Origin of the sequence: Acidisoma sp. S159 (assembly GCF_009766125.1) — a bacterium.
In the GTDB taxonomy this organism is placed as follows: domain Bacteria; phylum Pseudomonadota; class Alphaproteobacteria; order Acetobacterales; family Acetobacteraceae; genus Acidisoma.
Genome location: NZ_LMUG01000096.1, coordinates 104,826 through 124,618 on the forward strand (window position 1 = coordinate 104,826; position 19,793 = coordinate 124,618).

Sequence of the window (19,793 nt, forward strand, 5' to 3'; positions counted from 1 at the left end):
TAGGGAGTACGTCCATGAGCAACCAGACTCATCTTTTCCGGCGCAACTAAGCTCGCCGAACTGATCCGCATCAAGGAGGTCTTACCAGTCAGGTCGTGCAGGCGCACGCCGCTTGATTTGGAATATAGAATAGACACGTCTCCAGTGGAGACAGAGAGGCTCAAGCGCTCGCCGAACCTTCCCTTGCATACCGTGCCGGTGCCATCCCGACATGCCGCGCAAAGGCCACGCTGAAGGCGCTGGCAGAGCTATACCCGACCTTCTCCGCCACCTCCGCCACCGCGCCACCGCCGCGCCGCAGCAAGCCTTTCGCGAGAGCCATCCGCCAGGTCAGCAGATATGCCATCGGCGCCACACCTACCTGCCGGCCAAACCGCTCAAAGAACGCCGAGCGTGACAAGGCCGCCTCCCGCGCCAGTTCCGCCACGCTCCATCCCCGCCCCGGTGCCTCATGCATCCGCCTGATCGCGGCTGCTAACCGGTCATCCGCCAACCCGCGCAGCAGGCCCGGGGATGCGCCGAGGCTGGCCGCTGACCGAAGCGCCTCGATCAGCATCACCTCCAGAAGATGGGCCAACACCACCTCCTGCCCCGGTTTGGCCGTTCGGGCCTCCTCCCCAACGAATGCCACGAGCGTCGCCAGCCTCGCCTCACCCCGCACAAGCACCAGATCAGGCAGCAGTGAGACCAGGAGCGCAGCGTCGGGCGAGGCGAAGGCGCAATGCCCCACGAGATTCCGCACGTTGACGGGCCCTTCCAAATCCCCAAGCCTGAACTCGCCTGACGGCAGGCGCGTCGGTTCGGACAGCGCCATGCCCTCTGCCCCGGGGTGCAAACTGGTCATGATGAAATCCGCTGCTGCCGGGATGAGCACGAAATCATTGGCCTCTAGCGTCAGTGGCTCCCGCCCCTCCACCTGCAGCCGGCAACTGCCCTCGACCACCGCGCCATAGAACAGATGCCCATCCCCCTCCTTGCGCAGCCGCCACGGCCCTGCGCCGCTGGCGATCTTCGAGAACTTCATCCGGGGCCGGAGCAGCGTGACGATTTCGGCAAGAGGATCAGCCATCTGGACTCATTCGATAGGAATTAGGATTTCCTATCATAGTTCGTCCGATTCCGCCGGTCTATGCTGTCCGCTCACGCACAGGCAGGACCCTCATGCAATCCATCCTCATCACCGGTTGTTCCTCGGGCTTCGGCCTGGAAACCGCGAAATACTTCGCTGGCCGCGGTTGGCGCGTGATCGCGACCATGCGCACCCCGGACGCAAGCATCATTCCCACTGCCCCGAATCTGGAACTGCTGCAGCTGGACGTGGCGGACCCCGCCAGCATCGCCCAGGCCGTCGCGGCTGCCGGTGAGATCGACGTGCTGGTCAACAATGCCGGCATCGGGTGGTTGAATGCCCTGGAAGGCACACCGATGGACATGATCCGCCGCATCTTCGAAACCAATACCTTCGGCACCATGGCGATGATCCAGGCTGTTCTGCCGCAATTCCGCACCCGCAAGTCCGGCACCATCATCAACGTGACCTCAACTGTTACGCTGCGCCCGCTGCCCGCTGCTCTCAATCTACACGGCCAGCAAGGCTGCGGTGAACGCCTTCACCGAATCCTTTGCGCTGGAGCTTGAACCCTTCAACATCAAGATCAAACTCGTGCTGCCCGGTCTGGCCCCCGAGACCCGTTTTGGAGAGAACGCCCGCGCCTTGGCTCCGGGCGCATTCGACTTCCCCCCCTCCTATGCCCCGCTGGGACAGTCGGTCATCGCGGGCCTTATGGGTGAGCACGAGGAGATCACCCGGCCTTCGGATGTCGCGGAAGCCGTCTGGCGGGCTGTCACGGACAATGCCGCCCCGACCCGCATTCCTGCCGGTGCGGATGCCGTCACCTGGTTCAAGCAAGCCTCAGCGGCGGGACAGCGGACCGGGAGCTAATCACCACCTGCAGTCACCCTGGTCGCAGAGTCTGCCTCCGCGGACGTCTGCTGATTGAACGCGTTTAGGTGGCGCTCGCATGAGCCCGCCTCCCCGCCGTCAGCGAGGAGCCGGGGCGCTTGCGGCGGGGCTGGCCGCAAAAGAAGGCTGGCCGATAGCGGACCGGCTGCTGCAGAGCAGGAAATGCGGGAAAGCTGACATTGAGCAGGCAGTCGGGTCCGCCCTCTCTCGACAAGAGACCGTCGTTCGCAGGGTCGATCGCCGTTTTTGGAACCGGCTGTTCTCTGGAAGCGATCCAGACGCTAAACCGTAAGCTCGCGTGGTCGAGCCTAGGAGGCCGTTCAGACAATCGCTGAACATCTTTCTTAAGTTCGCCGCGCAATGGCCTCTGCGAAGAAATCAGTCACTTGGCGCACACGAGTCGGAACGAACCGGCGTTTGGGCCAGACGAGGCTAATATCCCTCACGTCGCTCATAAAATCATCAAGGATGGTGATGACATCGGGATGACCAAGTTCATCAGCAAGAGAAACCTTGGCGAACAGGCCAATTCCGACACCGGCCAGAACCGCAGCCCGTATCGTTTCGACACTGTTAGACGAGAGATTCCCCTGAACTCGCACGCTGAATCGACCTTCTCGCCCCAAGAAAGGCCAATTTGCCCCCTCTGTTATGCCGCCATACAGGAGGCAGTTGTGGTCAACGAGCTCTGCGGGGATCTTTGGTAACCCGTGGCGCTCGAAATAAAGACGGGACCCAACGCATACAAGCGGGGTAATCGCGACGCGCCTGACAACCGCGTCGGGTTCGTCGACGGGGCCCACGCGTATCGCCAAGTCGATCCGATCTTCCACCATATCGCGCACGATGTCTGAGAGAACGAGATCCACCCGAAGGCCAGGATTGAGTGACAGCAGGTCGGGGATAAGCGGCAAAACGTGAAGGCGGCCGAAAGTAGCAGATACGGCGACCCTAATTAGACCTGAAACACCCAGTGTAGTTTTGGTCAGTTCGCTATCAGCGTCCTGGATCTCGTCGATAAGTGGCTTTGTCCGATCATAGTATCTCCGCCCCTGATCCGTCAGGGTCACCCGGCGTGTGCTTCGGTTGAACAGCATCACGCCCAGGCGTTTCTCCAACGCACCGATGGCCTTGCTGATGGCGGACTGCGAATCCCCCGTTGTGCGCGCTGCGGCGGAGAAGCCGCCTGTTTCAACGACGGCTATGAAGGCATTCAACTCGTGAAACCGATCCAAGTTATTCCTCTGGGGACTTAATTATATGGCAGCTTAGGCCATTATCGTTGGTCCTGGCATCACCTACATCCGGTTCAGTCGCAAATTGAGGATTGGTGTCATGATTATCGATCTTACCGGCCGTACGGCGGTCGTCACTGGGTCAACGGCGGGTATCGGCCGAGCCATTGCAGAAGGGCTGGCGCGCGCAGGCGCCGCGGTCGTGATCAACGGCCGCACAGAGAAGCGCGTCTCCGCGGCGCTTCGGGAGCTTCGCGGCCTCTTGCCGAAGGCGGAGTTTACCGGCGTCGTCGCAGATCTAGCGACACCGGAAGGCGCGGCAGACTTGTTCGCGCAGGCGCCAGACGCGGACATTCTCGTGAACAATGTGGGCACAGGGCGCCCCAAGTCCTTCTTCGAAATCGAGGACAGCGAGTGGATCGATCTCTTCCAACTCAATGTCATGAGCGGTATTCGCGCCTCCCGCCACTATGTGCCGAAGATGGCGAAGCGCGGCTGGGGGCGCGTCGTCTTCATCAGCAGCGAGTCCGCGCTCGCCATCCCCAAGGACATGATCGACTACGCGATGACCAAGACTGCTCAGCTCGCCATTTCTAGGGGCTTGGCCGAGGGGCTCGGCGGAACGGGCGTCACCGTCAATTCGGTGCTTCCTGGGCCGACGAATTCGGAGATCATGGGTGGTTGGGCTCAGGCGAATGCAGAGGCGCAAGGCATTACGCGTGAGGAGGCCGAGCAGCAGTTCCTGAAGACGATGCGCCCGACCACGCTCCTCAATCGCTTCGCAACAACTGAAGAAGTCGCAAACCTCGTCGTCTATGTCTGCTCAGAGCAAGCGTCGGCGACAACAGGCAGTTCCTTGCGTGTCGATGGTGGCGTTGTTCGGACGATAGCGTAGGGGACGCTTCGAAGCGCGCATGACGCGGCTCCGCGAAGGGCAAGGCTTATTGGTTCCCTCGCGGGGTAGACTACAGCTCAAGTCGAGCGCGCCTGCGCTCACATAGGTATTTCCACGTTAGAAAGCGATCCGGAGGATTTCATGAGCTCTGCGATTATTGGTTTTGGCGCCATTGGCCAAGCGATTGCCCGCGCGTTCGCGCAAGAACCTTCAAGTCGCCGTGGCGGCCCGACGGCCACCAGAGGCTATCGCACCGCGAGCGACGGCTATCGGGCCGACGGTGACCGCGCATTCGCTGCAGGACGCGCTCAGGGCCGAGATTGTTATCTTGGCTGTCCCGTTCGGGTTGTACGATGAGCTCGCCCAGGCCCTGGACTGGCAAGGCAAGATCGTGATCGACGCCACCAACGCCTACCGCGTGTCGCTGGATGAACTCGGCGGTCTTCCGTCGTGAACGCCCAAGCTCTGATCGGTTCGAGACTGGTGAAGGCCGTCAACCATTTGCCGGCCCGGACCTTGCGCAGGACCCAGACGTAAACGGCGGCCGACGGGTCACTTTCCTGTCGAGCGACGACGACGGCGCTTGCCTTGCAAGTCGCAGCCTTGGTTGAACAACTCGGATTCGCGCCCGTTAACCTCGGCAAGCTCGCAGAGGGCGGTTTGCTCGTCCAAGCGCGCGGGTCCACTTGGGCTCATTTGATCTTCCAGGATTTGGTCAAGTTCACTTAGCGCCATCGCGCGGTAGCGTCACTTCCTGTCCGACCTGTCTGTTGAACAATGCCCGCTCCCGAGACGCTGATCAATCCATTTGAACGTTTTGGACTGGCGCAAAGCTGTCGTGCTCCCCGGTAAGCGAATGACCGCTTCCGAGTTTGGACGCCACGAAGCGCGCGATGAGCCCGCCGATCCGCGCCTCCCGCTCCCCTCTGAACCAAAATAGTAAAAGCAGTTTACTCTCCGAATAAATTGAAGCTAGCGCATTTTCTGAACGCCTCAGAGCGACAGGTCTTCGTCGCGTCACTACGCGAGAAGCTCCGTTCTCGCGCCCTAGCGAATACCGCCTCTGCGCTGCGTGTTGGACCGACGGGGTGATGCCGACACCTCCTAAAATAACCATTCGCTCGCAGCCAAGCTCTCATCCGTGAGCGCGACAGATTTTGCTTTCCCACTGGATCATAAATCATCTCCTTGCGGCGTAGACGGTGGAGCGCCCTCCAATCGTGGCCCTTCCATGCCCCAGCTCCGTCGTCTAACTTCAGATGCAGCAGCGCCAGCACCACGTTATCGATTTTGCCAGTCGATCTCCACCGCCAAACTTCAAGAGACTCTCCCCAGCGGATCATTGTCCGCTGGGGTTTACCGCGTCAACTGTGTCGATTGGCCGACGCTTAAATGCGCTCCGCCTGACCTCCAACTCCGACTTGTTTTCGGCTAGCGCTATCCGGGTGCCGAATGGGGATGACAACCCGACTATACATTCACCACTCCTCGTCATCTGCTTACATTGATCTCTACGCGTCGACTCGCGACACCAGGATCATTGCCGGTCTGTCCGTTTCCGTGCCGTGAGATGCGACTTGATGCCACACCATCGGCGACCAATGCATCTGCCACGTGCTGGGCGCGTTGCTGCGACAGCAGCACATCGGCTTGCGCACTCGCGGCGCTGTCCGTATACCCGCGCACTATTACGGCAGCATCAGGCATTGTCCTCGCCTTTGCTGCCGCGCGAGCAATAATCGCCGCGGCGGTAGGGTCGACAGTCACGGAATCTTGCTGGAAAAAGACTATGTAATCCGGCTTGGCAACAAGCCCTAGAATTGTGCAAGAAGACAAAAACATATTCCCAAGATGATGCAAGAATGGCGCACGGATAAAGCTCCTTATTTCTAAAGCCAGCATTCTCGAACAGTAGCTGGAAAGCTCTAAAGGCTGGGAGAAAGAAAGTTGTCGCGCTATGAACTCGCTGTGCAAAGCATGGATAGCGGAACGAATAATACGCGTTTTCGTAGCTCGGGGACACCAACTCTCGGTCCCGTCGGCCTGCCGTCAGCTCGCCGCATCGATCGCTCGCTGATAGGGATCAGTGGACTTCTTGGGCCCGGTCACACCCGCCTTCGGATTAGAAGACCGAATGTCACACGTCATTCTTGAAAGGATGCTTGCATCGCAGCACGGGCTATGACCTCATCGTCGGCCCGAACAAAAAAGACGACGCCTCATGGACGCTGCCAAGTTTAGGAAGGAAACGTCCGCAGCACGCGCCGACCGGCAGTGCTGCGACTGTTACCATTTCAGCGGGTTTAAGCAGGTCGCAAGTCTTTAATTGTGCGCCGCACAAATGGTTGATTTGCCTGCGGAGGGCTGCTGCCCTTTCAGCCGCGGACATCGGATCGCCACGCCGCGGATCTCAGCTGTGTAACATCACGTTTCGCTCACGGGGAAGTTCGACCCTTAATGCGATCCCCGGCCTCAAGCCAATCCCGCAGCTTGGACCAGCGGCGCCCCGCGCCTTCGTTTCGGACGGCAATGGCCAGCGCCTTACGTTGCCCCACCAGCACGACGAGCTGCTTTCCTCGAGTGACGCCGGTATAGAGAAGGTTGCGCGCCAACATTGTGTAGTGCTGCGTCGTCAGGGGGATCACGACGGCCGGATACTCCGAGCCCTGACTCTTGTGAATCGTCGTCGCATAGGCCAGCGACAGCTCGTCTAGCTCGCCGAACCTATACGTCACGTCTCGGCCGTCAAAGGTTGCCACCAATTCGCCCTGCTCGACGTCGATGCGAGCGACAATGCCGAGATCGCCGTTGAAGACATCGCGGTCGTAGTCGTTGACTACCTGCATGACCTTGTCGCCGGCCCCATAGGTCGACCCGAACCGCTCGACTTTCACCCCGCCCGGCGGGTTCAGCGCATCCTGCAGAGCAATGTTCAACGATCGCGCTCCGACGCCGCCGCGATTCATTGGGCACAGCACCTGGATGTCGCGAACCGCATCCAACCCGAAACGCGCCGGGATGCGATCGCGCACCACGGTCACCAGCTTGCGCGCGGCTTCCTCCGGATCGGCCGCATCCACGAAGTAGAAGTCGGACCCCTCGACAGCGGCCAGTTCCGGCATTTGTCCCCGGTTGATGCGATGCGCGTTAACGATCACCCGGCTGGTGGCTGCCTGACGAAAGACCTCGGTCAGCCGGACCACTGGCACCGCGTCCGAGGCGATGATGTCGCCCAAAACCTGTCCCGGGCCTACTGACGGAAGCTGATCGACGTCCCCGACGATCACAAGCGCCGCCTTGTCCGGCAGAGATGCGAGAAGCGAGCGCATCAGCATCACGTCCACCATGCTCGCCTCATCGATCACCAGCAGGTCGCAGTCGAGCGGATACTCCTTGCCCCTGCGAAAGCCTCCGTTCTTCGGATCGATTTCCAGCAGGCGATGGATGGTCTTTGCTTCGAGGCCCGTGCTCTCGCCCAGACGTTTGGCCGCCCGGCCAGTGGGTGCACAGAGGGCGACATTTACGCCTTTGGCTCGCAGTATCGTCAGGATTGAGTTGACCAGCGTCGTCTTGCCGACGCCCGGACCACCAGTAATTACCAGAACCTTCGACGCCACCGCCAACCGGAGAGCCTGCATTTGGCTCTCGGCGAGGCGCAGACCCGTCTTACGCTCGACCCACGGGATGGCCCTGGCTACGTCGATGAGCGGCCAGGATGGCCGGCCAGCGGATAGGGTGTGCAGACGGTCCGCGATACTCCGCTCGGCTCGGTAAAGGCCCGCGAGGAAGATACATCGTTGCCCGTCCAAAGTATCCGCGATGACATCTCCCCCCTGCAGCTCCAGATCGAGAGCGGGGCCGATCAACTCCCCGGGGACCTCAAGCAGTTTGACCGCGAGTGTCGTGAGTGCTTCTTGAGGGAGCCCGCAATGACCGTCACTTGTTGCCTCATAGAGGGCATAGCTGATCCCTGCCCTCACCCGGATGGTGGCCGTGAGCTCAATTCCGAGCTTCTGGGCGATGGCATCGGCAGTCCGGAAGCCGATACCGCGTATGTCCCGCGCGAGGCAATACGGATTTTCGCTGATGACCTGAACCGCATCGACGCCGTAGGTTTTGTAAATGCGAACCGCCCGAGAGGTGCCAACTTCGTTAGCGTGGAGGAACAGCATGATCTCGCGGATCACCTTCTGCTCCCTCCAGCCGGCAATGATCTTCTCGGCACGCTTGGGTCCGATCCCGGTCACCTCCCGCAAACGAGCCGGTCGCTGCTCGATCAAGTCGAACACTGTCGCGCCAAAAGCCCGCACCAGGTGCTTCGCATAGATCGGGCCGATGCCGCGGATCATGCCCGAGCCGAGATAACGCTCAATGCCTTCTAGCGTCGTAGGGGGACTCGCCTTGAGGAAGTGAGCTTTAAACTGCAAGCCATGGGTGCGATCGTTGACCCAGCTGCCGCTGATCTGCACCCACTCACCGGCCGCGATGGTGGCGGCATGCCCGGTCACCGTCACCAGATCGCGTTGTCCCCGAGCCTTCACGCGCAGGACGCAGAAGCCGGTGTCTTCGTTGTGGAACGTGACCCGCTCCACCAGCCCGGCTAGGGCCTCGGCCGGCTGGTGCGGGGGGACGACGCGGCCAATCATGTCGCAACCTACGCCGGCTGACGATATGAGGCGACGTCAAACGGATCTGTCGGTACTCGCGGCAGGAAGCATGAACCGGTCCATAGGCGCGGAAACTCCAAGCGATAGGCATCTCACCACCCGCGTCGCTGAGACGCTAATCAGGGTTGTCGAACTGCTGCGCTCGGTCAGTCTTCGGCTGGCGTCAACACGCGAGAGGGTTTTTTATTGCGTATTGACCTGTCGGATCATCTGAAAAATAGAATTAGAAGGTTTTATCTGGCCTGAGGTAGAAATTACGATGTCTTCCACCTCAAGCTCGCATCGGGGAGCATCAATGATCGGCGTTCAGCCGCGACGAATCCGGGTTGACCAGTGCGAAGCCAGCGTGACAATCTGCGCTCGTTTTGGACTGCGATCAGCGTTTGGCTACCTCGTGCTGTAGAAATTAATGAACTTTGCTGAGGCTGCAGAGCGGCACCCTGAGTTCGCGCGCGAGCTGCCGGCGTTTGTCGTCGCCGTCCGTGAGTTTTTCACATCATCCGAACTCCACGCTGAGTTTGCCAGATTGGAACTCGAGCCTGCTCAGCCCGGTTTTGACACCACAGCGACCCATTCAGATCTCGAAGACGATGTTTTTATAGACTCGCCTGAGGTAGTCCTCGACCAAGCGGCCCGCTTCGAGACAATCAGGCTGCTGCTTCTGGCCGACCACTTGGGTATCTCCTAACTAGCCGAGCGTCCCGAGCGATACGGTTCCGGGGTTAGGCCAGAGGTCCTTCATCTAAACTCACTCCACGACCGGCACTAGACGAAGCCTCGGACCGGATCTGCGGCAAGCGGTTGCGGCCATTGGTTCCGGTGATGCTCGAGGCGATGGAGAGCAATGGGCGTCTCGAACAGATCTCCGCAGGCGCACGGGTCTACTGGCAATGAGCGCTGCGACCATGGATCGCGCGTTACGCGAGGCTAAGGGGAAATCCGGAAGAATAATTACACGGGATAACGGTTCCGCACACCGCGGACCATTAGGTCACGAACCGAAGCTTCTCCGTGGAGCAGCCCACCTGCCAGATTCCTTTTGCCCTAATCTATCTGAGTTCGCAGTCGTTCGATCGCAGGTGAGGTTGAAGGTTTTCCTCACGTCCGCTCCGGGGGATCCGCCTCCGGAATTCTGAGCAAGTCGGTACGGCATGAGCAGCCTTAGTGTCTGTGCTTGGCTGCGGACTACTCCCGGATTCGCAATTGTGAACCAAGCACCACAACCTGAAAACCGTCTGTTCGTAGCGCAACGGCAAGTACAGCCGCTTTACGGTATGTCCAGAAACACATAACGCCGCAAGGCTTCCATGAGCCGCAAGTTCACGAGGATTAATTTCCGCATTTTCTAATTCCGTGAGCAGGAAGTGAGTTTCCCCTCGTCGGGAAGTGCGTGTAATGTCTGATGGCCGGCCCATTGCCATAAATGAGCCTAGCCAACGTGGAGAGCTCAATGACCAGCCTGCTCGTGAATGGTCACCGATATGATGTTGATGTTCCGGAAGACATGCCTCTGCTCTGGGTTCTTCGCGACGTTCTTGGAATGACCGGGACAAAGTTTGGCTGCGGTATCGCTCAATGCGGCGCGTGCACCGTTCATGTTGAGGGAGCGCCAGTACGGTCGTGCCTGCTGCCAGCGAGCAGCGTGGACGGAAGACACATCACGACCATCGAGGCAATCGGCGCCACCACTAACGGAGCCAAGATCCAGAAGGCCTGGCTTGATCACGAGGTCATTCAGTGTGGCTACTGCCAGTCCGGCCAGATCATGGCGGCAACGGCGCTCCTCGACACGACGGCGAAGCCGACTGACGCGGACATCGATATGGCGCTCTCCGGCAATATCTGCCGCTGCGGGACCTACGTCCGGATCCGCGAAGCTATCCACGCCGCCGCAGCAGCCTGAGGCCGGGACAGTGGGACACCAGGGCTTCTCCCGCCGCAGCCTGCTTAAGACAAGTCTCGCCGCGGGCGGCGGGCTGCTTATTGGCCTGTGGCTACCGAGCGCGGCTGAGGCTGGCCCGATGATCCAGGCGACGCCGATGACGCCCGACAACGTAAACGGCGACTTCGAACCTAACGCCTTCATCCGCATCGACCGGCAAGGTGGCGTGACCTTCATCATGAGGAACACCGAGGTCGGCCAAGGCGTCTACACCGCCGTTTCACAGCTCATCGCCGAAGAGCTGGAAGTCGGACTCGACCAGATCACTGTAGAAGCCGCGCCACCCAACCTGAAGCTCTACAGCGACCCGCTTCTTGGTGATCAAGCCACGGGCGGCTCGGCAACTATCCGGGGGAGCTGGATGCCGCTGCGGCAGGCAGGGGCAGCAGGCCGGATGATGCTGATAGCTGCGGCAGCCGATCAATGGGGTGTTGATCCGGCGAGCTGCAGCGCCGCGCGCGGTGTCATCACTCATGGTGCCACAGGCCGAAGCCAAGGCTACGGTGCGCTGGCCGAGGCCGCGGCGAAGCAGCCCGTGCCGACTCACGTGCCACTGAAACCCGCCAGCGCCTTCACGCTGATAGGGACGCCGGCCCGGCGGCTCGATACCCCAGCCAAGGTGAACGGCAGCTCGGTTTTCGGGATCGACATTAAAGTTCCAGGGATGAAGATTGGCACAGTCGCTGCCAGCCCCGTTAAGGGTGGCCGGCTGGTCCGGATTGACGAGGTAGCGGCCCGGCAGGTTCCGGGGGTCCGGGACATTGTGAAGCTTGATGACGTGGTCGCGGTTATTGGAGACCATATGTGGGCGGCCATGAAAGGTTTGCAGGCTGCGAACCCGGTCTGGGACGACGGACCGAATGCAGTCAGTGACACAGCTTCGATGATTGCCGACCTGGATCGCGATTCTCAACAGGAAGGATATGTCGCAGTCAGCCATGGCGATGCTGCCTCAGCCATCGCCGGCGCCGCGAAGCGGTTTGACGTTGTCTATCAGCTGCCTTTCCTAGCCCATGCTCCGATGGAGCCCATCAACACGACGATCCATGTCCGGCCCGATGGCGCCGATGTCTGGCTTGGCACCCAGGTCCCGGTGCGTGCGCAGAAGACTGTCGCCGAAGTAACTGGCCTGCCGCAGGAAAGCGTTCACGTCTTCAACCAGTTTATGGGCGGAGCTTTCGGGCGCCGTCTGGATATCGACAGCGTCACTCAGGCGGCACGCATCGCGAAGCATGTCCCTTATCCCGTAAAGCTCATCTGGACCCGCGAAGAGGACATCCAGCACGATCTTTACCGACCATACTATTATGACCGGATCTCGGCCGGCCTCGATGCCAGTGGCAATGTCACCGGCTGGTCGCATCGCGTGACGGGATCCTCCGTCATGGCGCGCTGGGCACCCCCGGGCATGAAAGGCGGCGGCAAGCTCGATCCCGATGCGGTGGAAGCGTCTGCCGACACGCCCTACGAGTTTCCAGCTCACAAAGTCGCCTATGTAAGGTCGGAACCTGATGCACTCACCACACTCTGGTGGCGTGGCGTCGGGCCCACGCACAATATTTTCGTTATCGAAAGTTTCATGGACGAACTTGCCGCGGCCGCCGGCCAGGATCCGGTGGCATTCCGACGCAAGCTGCTCGGAAAGAACCCACGTGCTCTTGGTGTTCTCGATCTCGCCGCGCAAAAATCTGGCTGGGGTGGCGCACTTCCGTCCGGGCAAGGACGCGGCGTTGCGCTGCAATTTGCTTTCGAGACCTATATGGCGACTGTTGTCGAGGTAAAGGTCAACAGCAGTGGCGAAGTTCAGCTGCTCAAGGCTGATGTTGCCGTCGACTGCGGGCCGGTGGTGAACCCGGATACGCTCGCGGCTCAGGTGCAAGGCGGGCTTATCTTTGGCCTCTCCATGGCCCTTTACAGCGAGATCACGATGACGAAAGGCCGCATCGATCAAAGCAACTTCCACGACTACCGTGTGATGCGCATAAACGAAGCTCCGCGAATCGCGGTGCATATCGTGCATAATCCAACGGCCCCTATCGGTGGCATCGGAGAGACGGGGACAGTCGCCGCTGCGCCAGCCCTCGCAAATGCGATATTCGCCGCCACAGGACGACGCTTGCGGCGTATCCCCTTCGGCACTGGCCAGCTTGCCTCTGTATGAAGAACTTCAGGCCCAATCTTGTGCTTCTTGCGGCGCTTGCCCTGGCCGCACCCTTTGCGGCCCATGCTCATGCATCGGAAAGCCTGGTAGAGCGTGGCGAATATCTCACCCGTGCCGCCGATTGCGCGGCCTGCCACTCGCTGCCGGACGGCACGCCCTTCACGGGCGGCCGTCAATTCAAACTGCCGTTCGGCGTGTTGTACTCGCCCAACATCACGCCAGATAAGGAGACGGGCATCGGTCTCTACACCGACGCGCAGTGGCTCCGCATGCTACGCCGCGGCATCGCGCGTGGAGGCAAGCATCTCTATCCCGCGATGCCTTATCCATCCTATACGCAGCTGAGCGACGCCGACGCGCTCGCGATAAAAAACTATCTCTTCAGCCTCAGTCCTGTGCATGCCGTACCGCCTGCCAATCGCATGGCTTTTCCGTACAGCCAGCGCTGGCTGATGGTTTTCTGGAACCTCTTTAACAATCCTGACGCAAGGCTACAGCCGGATCCGTCCAAGCCGGCGGATTGGAACCGGGGAGCTTATTTGGTCGAGGCACTCGGTCACTGCCAGGAATGCCATACGCCGCGTAACTTCATGCAAGGATTGAGTAGCCGTCGCTTCGCCGGGACCGTTCAGGTTGGATGGCTTGCCTACAACATTACCAGCGACCCGGACCACGGCCTCGGCGCCTGGTCTGAACCTGCGCTCGCTGAGTATCTGTCGACTGGGCAGGCGCCAGGACACGGTCCGGCTTCGGGCCCAATGGCAGAGGCGGTCGAATACAGCCTGCGATACATGACACCCGCAGACATCGACGCGATGGTGACCTACCTCCGTAGCATTCCGCCAAGGCAGGAAGGACCGAACACTGTCACCGCTCCGGTCAGGCCGGTCGAGACGGGAGAGCTAGGCGCCAGGATCTTCGCGCAGGCATGTGCGGGCTGCCACCTTCCGGACGGAGGGGGACGCCAATCGCCATGGGCAGCCCTAGGTGGTTCACAGACTGTCGGCGACGTGACAGGGACCAACCTCGTCGCGATATTAGCCTCCGGTAGCCAAATCAAGACGAGCCAAGGGCTCATGTTCATGCACCGCTTCACGGGTGCTTACACGGATCAGGAACTTGCCGCTGTCGCAAACTACGTCATCGGACAGATCGGAGGCCGCCAGGGTCAGGTAACAACGGAACAGATTTCCAAGGCTCGTCCCGGAAATGACAGAGCTACGGCCAAGGCAGGTAGCTAGCCTTACGACGTTCATCAATAGCCGATGGATCTGCGTCTCGCCGGGCCATCGCGCGGTTCCCGTTGCTTTGTGGGTCTTCGGGACATCATTTGCCTTCAGAAGCCCTCGGCTCTGAACGAGATTCATCATTGCTCAATCGCTCTGGTTAATGTTTCCTGTGCGCCCAGGTCTCAAGACGTGAGTAGGATTCAACACGCGTTAAAATTCGCTAGGTCCCCGGTTCCGAAAGAACTTCCTATGGTCGAATTTTGTGAAGAGCGGACATATGTTTGTTTATGCGGGCCTTCGGCGTCAATGCCAACCACCAACCTTAAAATTGTCGACCGATCTCGTCCCCGACCTCCAGCATCCTGACAATCCAGTTCCCTTGTTGCAGGCCCATCAAAGCCTCTAATCCGTGGACGCTGGCGGCGACCAATACTTGCGAAGCGCGAAAGAGGGCATGGTGTTGCCTCGCCCTCTTTTCTGGGTGCGCGTGCCGGGGGACTTGGCTTGGCCCTGCTCGCCGCGCCGCGGACTTACTAAGCCTGCAATGTTCACTGGAGCCGAGCAGTTGGCGGGACAGCCCCGGCAGTGCCCTCAGAACAGGACCGCTAGACAACCCGCAAGGAGATCATCACCGCAACGCCTGCGTCCTCAGCCGCAAGCCGGCGTTTCATGCTGGCCGTGCTCGCAGCTCTCCCCACCCTGCCCGCTCGGTTCGGCGTAAGCACGGCGCAAGCGGGGACCGCATCGCCACCTCCGACCAGGATCGCACGCGTGGGTGGAGCATTTGCTCTACGCACAGGCTTTTTTTGCGTTGGATCAAATGGTCCCGCTTCATCCTGAATGAAAGTCGCATAAGCCGTTCAAAGCGCTCCTCGCCAACGATCTGCCCGCGCTGGCGCATGAGGCGACGTCCCTCCTTTTGAAGTTGAACATATTCAGATCGCCCGGTCAGCCATCGAACGTCGAATGTTGTGGAAGATTTAAGATGCGGGTGCCTCCCTTGCCAGTAGGACTCGATGGATTTCTAAAGTCAGGTTGTTATTGATCTCAATGAGCTGATGGAGTTCATCTTGGACTCTCAAGAGCGCCTCGGCGTCTCTATACGTCTGAAGTGCCTGTTTGTCGGAGGCAGCTGCCGACACCTTTTGGCCAACCATAATCACTGACAGCAACACAAGCTGTAAAAATGTCTGGGCGATCCATGCAATGAGCGTTGCTGTCCCCCCTGTGATAGCCGCGGGCAAGCTCACGAGGGCAATCGCTGCAAAGACGTAGGCGCACCACATCGTACCAACGGCATCGGTGATGACGAGCGCAATTCGCCCATTCGGTCCTAAGCGCTCATCCTCCGTGAGGTGGGGCCCAGTTTTTTCGCGCTCTTTGAGTCGCAGATGGAGAAAATTTCTGGCTTCCATGGCTTGGATCACTTTGCAGATCAGGAGTTTGCTGGATGCCCGCTTTCCAGGCAGACCGCATCAAGCGTCCGCCGTGCGAGGCTAGACGGTCAACGCATGAACGACTAGTGGCTGGCGCGAAGACGTCGCGGGCGTGGGCCGCCTAACAACTACATGCGGTCTGAGTAGTCACCGAACCGGCGTCAACTTCCAGCCGTTGAGGCTAGCCATCAAGACCCGAACCGAGCGCGATATTCTTGCGGGGTTGCTGCGAGCAGCCGAAGGAAGCTGCGCCGCATCGTCTCTTCCGAGCCAAATCCGCAACGCCGTGCAACGCGTTTCACCGGCAACTGCGAGTCCAGCAGCAGGCCCTGCGCGGCCTCGACACGGAGGGTTTCGACGGCTCGTGCGGGTGTTCGCCCTGTGGCCTCCAGGTAGTGCCGACTAAAACTGCGCGCGCTCATTCCGGCTTGATCGGCCAGCATAGGGAGAGATAGATCGCCAGATAAGTGCGCGCCGATCCAGCTGTGCAGCGCATCGAACCTGCCTTCATCTTGCAGGGCCAGCGCAGCGCTGAACTGGGCTTGTCCACCGGGGCGCTTCAGAAACACCACCAGGTAGCGCGCCACGGCCAGCGCAATCGTCCGGCCGAGATCTTCCTCGACCAAAGCCAGGGCCAGGTCGATGCCGGCGGTGACCCCAGCTGACGTCCAAGCCGGGCCATCATGCACGAAGATCGGATCGGGCTGGACCCGCACTAACGGGAAGCGTTTGGCCAATTCAGCGCAGAGCGACCAGTGGGTCGCGGCCCGGCGACCATCTAGCAAGCCGGACATCGCCAAGAGGATCGCTCCGGTGCAAACGGACGCGAACCGGCGTGCTTGACCCGCACGTCCTCGCACCCAGTCGACGAGTGCTTCATCCGCAGCCGCGGCCTCGATCCCAGGGCCCCCGGCAATAATCAGCGTATCCAGTGTGGAATCGTGCGGTGGAAGCGCGTCGGCCAGCAACCCGACCCCCGAAGAGGAGGTGACCGCGCCGCCCGCCTGGGACACGACATGGATTGCGTAGGGCAGAATCTTGCCGCCCGCGATATCGTTCGCCGTAGCGAAAACCTGCAGCGGCCCGGTGACGTCCAGTATCTGGACCTCAGGAAAGGCGAGCAGCTCGATAAGCCTGGGCAGCTTTGGCTGAATTCGAGGGTAAATTGGCATGTTCGCCAATCCTGTCAGCCCTATCTTCCGTGTCAAGGCAACCAGGCACGAACGCAGCGATGATCCCGCCCGACACACATCTCGAGATTGGCTCCCTCCTGTTCGAGGGACTCGATCAGATCGACCTTACCGGGCCGTTCGAGGTGCTGTCGCGAATTCCGAACTCGACCTATCGCATCTACGGCAAGACGGCGGAGCCGGTTCGAGACCTGAAAGGGCTACGCTTGACGCCCGATGCGACGCTTGCCGACGCCCCGCAACTGGATGTGCTGCACGTGCCCGGCGGTTTCGGGCAGGAAACGCTGATGGAGGACGAGGCTGTTCTCGGCTGGATCCGCGAGCAGGCAACCGGCGCCCACAGTGTTTTCTCCGTCTGCACCGGTGCGCTGTTGTGCGGCGCCGCAGGACTGCTGAAGGGGCGCCGGGCAACCACCCATTGGGCGTCGCTCCATCTGTTGCCTTTCTTCGGGGCAATCCCCGTAAACGAACGGGTCGTCATCGACGGCAACTGGATTTTCGCGGCCGGCGTCACGGCAGGGATCGATGGCGCCCTGCGCCTTGCTGCTGAATTGCGCGGTGAAGCAGCGGCTCAGGCGATCCAGTTGTACATGGTTTATGCGCCCGAGCCGCCCTTCAACAGCGGCACGCCCGAGACCGCTCCTCCTGCAATTCTGGCGGAAGCTAGGCGGGCGGTGCAGCACATGACCACCCAGCGGGAGGCGACGGCTCGACGCATCGCTGGCCGGCTCGGTGTCCACGTCGCGGACGACGCGACCGTCTGATCGCCGATCACACTCGCACAACAAGGAACACAGCATGAGCACGATCACGTTTACCAAGACCGACCCGCCGGCCTGGCTGCTGGCCATGTGGAAAGAGATCGACGACAAGACCTTCGGAAAAGGCTTCGACTGTTTCGCCGATGACGCGGTATGCAACCTCGGCGTCGCCGACTGGCACGGCCGCGAAGCCATCCGGCAGAACCTGCGCGACTTCATCGATAAAGGCCTCACCGCCCACCACGACGTGGTCGAATACCTCGACAGCCCGCTGCTCAAGGTCTTCCATGGCAAGGTCCGAATGACCTTCGATGATCCGGCCACGCCTTCCGTCCGTCCTACGATGACCCACTTTTTCTACATGGACGACCAGGATCCTACGAAGGTGAGTCGCTGGATCGGCTCGGTCGGCCCGACCGGCTTTTGAACAAGCGGAGGATCGGACTTGCGACTGGGCGGTTCCCCGCCTGAAGCAACGAACAACCGGCGACGGTGTCGTCGCCGGTGGTCAGCAGGTCCAGCCGGCAAGCCAAAACGAAATCGGTCTGGCTCGGCAGGGGGCCAGGCGCGGTGCTTCACAACGCAGGCTACGACGTCGACGCGATCATGCCGGTCGGCAGCGCGTTTCTTGCCAGCATGGTGAAACAACGCACCGCTGTCAGAGAAGACTGGGAATCTGCCGTTGGGCAGGGCCACTCCTGGCTTGCCAACACATCTGCCGGACGAAGCAGCGGGCAAACAATCAGCATTCGCACGACCGCTCCCCGTTCGCGCGCAACTTGGAGCTTTCCATGATCAGAGCCAACGTAGGCACTTACTCGCGCCAAGTCGGCGATGTCACCGTGACCGCCCTGCTCGATGGCCAATTCGAGGGCACAACCTCAATGATCCTCGGCCCCTCTGAGGCGCAGTCCGAGCAGTGGCTGCGCGAGACATTTCGCCACGTCCCTCCTCGCCTTTCCATCTCGTGCTTTCTGTTGGAGTTCACCGACGGGTCCAAGGCGCTGGTCGACGGCGGCTGCGGTCACGCACTCGGCCCGGTTGCCGGCCTCGCCCCCAAGGCTCTCGCCTCTCTGGGAGTCAAGCCGGAGGAGATCGCCACGATCCTGTTGAGCCACGCGCACCCGGATCACGTCGGCGGCCTGATCGAGACGGACGGCAGCGCACGGTATCCGAACGCCGAGATGGCCATCACGGAGGTCGAGCACGCCTACTGGATGAGCGACGTCCACCGTGAGGACGCGGCCAAGCAATTCTTTGACGGCGCGCGCGCCGGCTTCACCGCGTACGCTGCTAAGACGCGCCACTTCAAGGACGGCGAGGAGGTAATGCCGGGGATCGAGGCAGTGTTCCTGCCCGGCCATACGCCCGGCCACACTGGTTTCATCCTGCGGTCAGGGTCGGACGCGCTGTTCCTATGGGCCGACGTCGTCCACGTACCCGCCATCCAATACGCACACCCGGAGGCCGCGGTCAGCTTCGACGTTGACCCGGCTGCGGCGCGCGAAAGCCGCAAGCGGGCGTTCGACCGGGTCAGCACCGATAAAATGCTGGTCGCCGGCTTCCACCACGACTTCCCACCGTTCGGCCGTCTGCGCGGCCATGGCCAGGCGTTCGTATGGGACGCGGAAGTTTGGTCGCCCATGGCGATCGGCCTAATCGGCTCGGAGGAGTAACCCGGTCGGCTTCTGTCGATGGTATGGCGACGTGGATTCTGAATCCCGTCCTATCGGAAGCCGCGCCGATACCATCATCGGCAATTACGTCATTCCTGGCAGCTGCAACACCGGCGGCCTGCTCTACAATTTGACGACCGGCGCCTGGACCGCCTTTCCGCAAACCGCCGCCAATGGCGTGTCCGATCCCGGCTCCGTCAGCTCCTCGCCCTACGGGCCGAACTTCGGCTCCCAGGGCGGCTTCCGAATGCCGTCGGTAGCTATAAGACGTCCGGATCGCCCTATGACCTCAGCTATATCTATAATGGCTCGGCCGCGCCCAGCGCCCAGCTCACGACCTCGCCTATCGGGCACGCCCGCAATCTTACGCTGGACACGATTGCCCACAGCACCTTCGGCGATCGGGTCGTCAGGCTATCGAGAGCCCAAGGATCCTATTAGTCCGAACGGCTTCCCGGGCTCTGCGTCCAACATCCAATTCTCATTGTTCTGACTTCAATTGGGAGATTGGGTGAAAATTTTGCTCTGCCAGGCACTTTTGGGAAGCTCGAGTGCTCCCTGGCACGGATGATGCTTGCCGCCACAGGCGACCCTGACGAGGGTGATGATGAGACATATCCGGCTGCTCGCCGTCGTTC

The 19,793-nt window shown here is 60.8% G+C and carries 18 protein-coding genes; 11 read left to right on the forward strand and 7 right to left on the reverse strand.

Features of this window, described 5'->3' with window-relative positions; genetic code table 11:
- Positions 1-160 precede the first annotated feature (160 nt).
- Entirely contained in the window at positions 161-1,069 is a 909-nt protein-coding gene (locus tag GSQ92_RS28875) for an AraC family transcriptional regulator (protein ID WP_159014798.1), read from the reverse strand.
- A gap of 92 nt (positions 1,070-1,161) precedes the next feature.
- On the opposite strand from GSQ92_RS28875, the gene GSQ92_RS31310 reads away from it, so the two are divergent.
- Together GSQ92_RS31310 and GSQ92_RS31315 are read left to right on the forward strand one after the other, a co-directional pair.
- The gene (locus GSQ92_RS31310; RefSeq protein WP_254066735.1) at positions 1,162-1,638 is read left to right on the forward strand and encodes an SDR family NAD(P)-dependent oxidoreductase; all 477 of its coding nucleotides are present in this window, start codon (positions 1,162-1,164) and stop codon (positions 1,636-1,638) included.
- On the forward strand, positions 1,601-1,942 hold the full coding sequence (locus GSQ92_RS31315; RefSeq protein WP_254066736.1) for a hypothetical protein: 342 nt from the start codon (positions 1,601-1,603) through the stop codon (positions 1,940-1,942). The genes GSQ92_RS31310 and GSQ92_RS31315 overlap by 38 nt, the downstream gene beginning before the upstream one ends.
- A 365-nt stretch (positions 1,943-2,307) precedes the next feature.
- On the opposite strand, the gene GSQ92_RS28885 is transcribed toward GSQ92_RS31315, so the two are convergent.
- On the reverse strand, positions 2,308-3,198 hold the full coding sequence (locus GSQ92_RS28885; protein WP_159014799.1) for a LysR family transcriptional regulator: 891 nt from the start codon (positions 3,196-3,198) through the stop codon (positions 2,308-2,310).
- Between the two features lie 100 nt (positions 3,199-3,298).
- Here GSQ92_RS28885 and GSQ92_RS28890 point away from each other — a divergent pair, with 100 nt between their 5' ends.
- Positions 3,299-4,093 carry an SDR family NAD(P)-dependent oxidoreductase gene (locus GSQ92_RS28890; RefSeq protein ID WP_159014800.1) on the forward strand — a complete coding sequence of 265 codons (795 nt, stop codon included), beginning with the start codon at positions 3,299-3,301 and terminating at the stop codon, positions 4,091-4,093.
- Positions 4,094-4,313: 220 nt separating this feature from the next.
- Positions 4,314-4,547: an NAD(P)-binding domain-containing protein gene (locus GSQ92_RS31320; RefSeq protein ID WP_254066744.1), complete on the forward strand. Its 234-nt coding sequence runs from the start codon at positions 4,314-4,316 to the stop codon at positions 4,545-4,547.
- Between the two features lie 496 nt (positions 4,548-5,043).
- On the opposite strand, the gene GSQ92_RS32040 is transcribed toward GSQ92_RS31320, so the two are convergent.
- The 3 genes from GSQ92_RS32040 to GSQ92_RS28905 form a co-directional block, all read right to left on the reverse strand.
- A complete protein-coding gene (locus GSQ92_RS32040; RefSeq protein WP_371418617.1) occupies positions 5,044-5,436 on the reverse strand; it encodes a DUF6429 family protein in 393 nt (130 codons plus the stop codon).
- Positions 5,437-5,584: 148 nt separating this feature from the next.
- Entirely contained in the window at positions 5,585-5,995 is a 411-nt protein-coding gene (locus tag GSQ92_RS28900; RefSeq protein ID WP_159014801.1) for an OmpA family protein, read from the reverse strand.
- 533 nt (positions 5,996-6,528) lie between these two features.
- Positions 6,529-8,739: an ATP-dependent RecD-like DNA helicase gene (locus GSQ92_RS28905; protein WP_159014802.1), complete on the reverse strand. Its 2,211-nt coding sequence runs from the start codon at positions 8,737-8,739 to the stop codon at positions 6,529-6,531.
- 430 nt (positions 8,740-9,169) lie between these two features.
- Between GSQ92_RS28905 and GSQ92_RS28910 the strand changes: the two genes are divergently transcribed.
- The 4 genes from GSQ92_RS28910 (at position 9,170) to GSQ92_RS28925 (ending at position 14,104) form a co-directional block, all read left to right on the forward strand.
- Positions 9,170-9,448: a hypothetical protein gene (locus GSQ92_RS28910; protein ID WP_159014803.1), complete on the forward strand. Its 279-nt coding sequence runs from the start codon at positions 9,170-9,172 to the stop codon at positions 9,446-9,448.
- Positions 9,449-10,210: 762 nt separating this feature from the next.
- The gene (locus GSQ92_RS28915; RefSeq protein WP_159014804.1) at positions 10,211-10,663 is read left to right on the forward strand and encodes a (2Fe-2S)-binding protein; all 453 of its coding nucleotides are present in this window, start codon (positions 10,211-10,213) and stop codon (positions 10,661-10,663) included.
- Between the two features lie 10 nt (positions 10,664-10,673).
- Positions 10,674-12,863, forward strand: a complete 2,190-nt coding sequence (locus tag GSQ92_RS28920) for a molybdopterin cofactor-binding domain-containing protein (RefSeq protein WP_371418618.1) — start codon at positions 10,674-10,676, stop codon at positions 12,861-12,863.
- Positions 12,860-14,104, forward strand: a complete 1,245-nt coding sequence (locus tag GSQ92_RS28925; protein ID WP_159014805.1) for a cytochrome c — start codon at positions 12,860-12,862, stop codon at positions 14,102-14,104. The genes GSQ92_RS28920 and GSQ92_RS28925 overlap by 4 nt, the downstream gene beginning before the upstream one ends.
- 968 nt (positions 14,105-15,072) lie before the next feature.
- Here GSQ92_RS28925 and GSQ92_RS28930 read toward each other — a convergent pair.
- Complete coding sequence (locus tag GSQ92_RS28930) at positions 15,073-15,507, reverse strand: hypothetical protein (protein WP_159014806.1); 435 nt, start codon at positions 15,505-15,507, stop codon at positions 15,073-15,075.
- Positions 15,508-15,716: 209 nt separating this feature from the next.
- Positions 15,717-16,700 (reverse strand): GlxA family transcriptional regulator, encoded by a 984-nt coding sequence (locus tag GSQ92_RS28935; protein ID WP_159014832.1) that lies wholly within the window; start codon positions 16,698-16,700, stop codon positions 15,717-15,719.
- Positions 16,701-16,759: 59 nt separating this feature from the next.
- Here GSQ92_RS28935 and GSQ92_RS28940 point away from each other — a divergent pair, with 59 nt between their 5' ends.
- From GSQ92_RS28940 to GSQ92_RS28950, 3 genes are all read left to right on the forward strand, one after another.
- A complete protein-coding gene (locus tag GSQ92_RS28940) occupies positions 16,760-17,482 on the forward strand; it encodes a DJ-1/PfpI family protein (RefSeq protein WP_159014807.1) in 723 nt (240 codons plus the stop codon).
- Between the two features lie 34 nt (positions 17,483-17,516).
- A complete protein-coding gene (locus GSQ92_RS28945) occupies positions 17,517-17,906 on the forward strand; it encodes a nuclear transport factor 2 family protein (RefSeq protein WP_159014808.1) in 390 nt (129 codons plus the stop codon).
- 364 nt (positions 17,907-18,270) lie between these two features.
- Positions 18,271-19,155 carry an MBL fold metallo-hydrolase gene (locus GSQ92_RS28950; protein WP_159014809.1) on the forward strand — a complete coding sequence of 295 codons (885 nt, stop codon included), beginning with the start codon at positions 18,271-18,273 and terminating at the stop codon, positions 19,153-19,155.
- Positions 19,156-19,793 lie beyond the last annotated feature (638 nt).

Bases quoted from the DNA above. Each gene is read 5' to 3' on its own strand.
- GSQ92_RS28905 (WP_159014802.1), bottom strand. From the start codon at position 8,739: ATGATTGGCCGCGTCGTCCCCCCGCACCAGCCGGCCGAGGCCCTAGCC.
- GSQ92_RS28945 (WP_159014808.1), top strand. From the start codon at position 17,517: ATGAGCACGATCACGTTTACCAAGACCGACCCGCCGGCCTGGCTGCTG.
- GSQ92_RS28950 (WP_159014809.1), top strand. From the start codon at position 18,271: ATGATCAGAGCCAACGTAGGCACTTACTCGCGCCAAGTCGGCGATGTC.
- GSQ92_RS28940 (WP_159014807.1), top strand. From the start codon at position 16,760: ATGATCCCGCCCGACACACATCTCGAGATTGGCTCCCTCCTGTTCGAG.
- GSQ92_RS28915 (WP_159014804.1), top strand. From the start codon at position 10,211: ATGACCAGCCTGCTCGTGAATGGTCACCGATATGATGTTGATGTTCCG.
- GSQ92_RS28935 (WP_159014832.1), bottom strand. From the start codon at position 16,700: ATGCCAATTTACCCTCGAATTCAGCCAAAGCTGCCCAGGCTTATCGAG.
- GSQ92_RS32040 (WP_371418617.1), bottom strand. From the start codon at position 5,436: ATGATCCGCTGGGGAGAGTCTCTTGAAGTTTGGCGGTGGAGATCGACT.
- GSQ92_RS28875 (WP_159014798.1), bottom strand. From the start codon at position 1,069: ATGGCTGATCCTCTTGCCGAAATCGTCACGCTGCTCCGGCCCCGGATG.
- GSQ92_RS28930 (WP_159014806.1), bottom strand. From the start codon at position 15,507: ATGGAAGCCAGAAATTTTCTCCATCTGCGACTCAAAGAGCGCGAAAAA.
- GSQ92_RS31310 (WP_254066735.1), top strand. From the start codon at position 1,162: ATGCAATCCATCCTCATCACCGGTTGTTCCTCGGGCTTCGGCCTGGAA.
- GSQ92_RS28925 (WP_159014805.1), top strand. From the start codon at position 12,860: ATGAAGAACTTCAGGCCCAATCTTGTGCTTCTTGCGGCGCTTGCCCTG.
- GSQ92_RS28900 (WP_159014801.1), bottom strand. From the start codon at position 5,995: ATGCTGGCTTTAGAAATAAGGAGCTTTATCCGTGCGCCATTCTTGCAT.
- GSQ92_RS28890 (WP_159014800.1), top strand. From the start codon at position 3,299: ATGATTATCGATCTTACCGGCCGTACGGCGGTCGTCACTGGGTCAACG.
- GSQ92_RS28910 (WP_159014803.1), top strand. From the start codon at position 9,170: ATGAACTTTGCTGAGGCTGCAGAGCGGCACCCTGAGTTCGCGCGCGAG.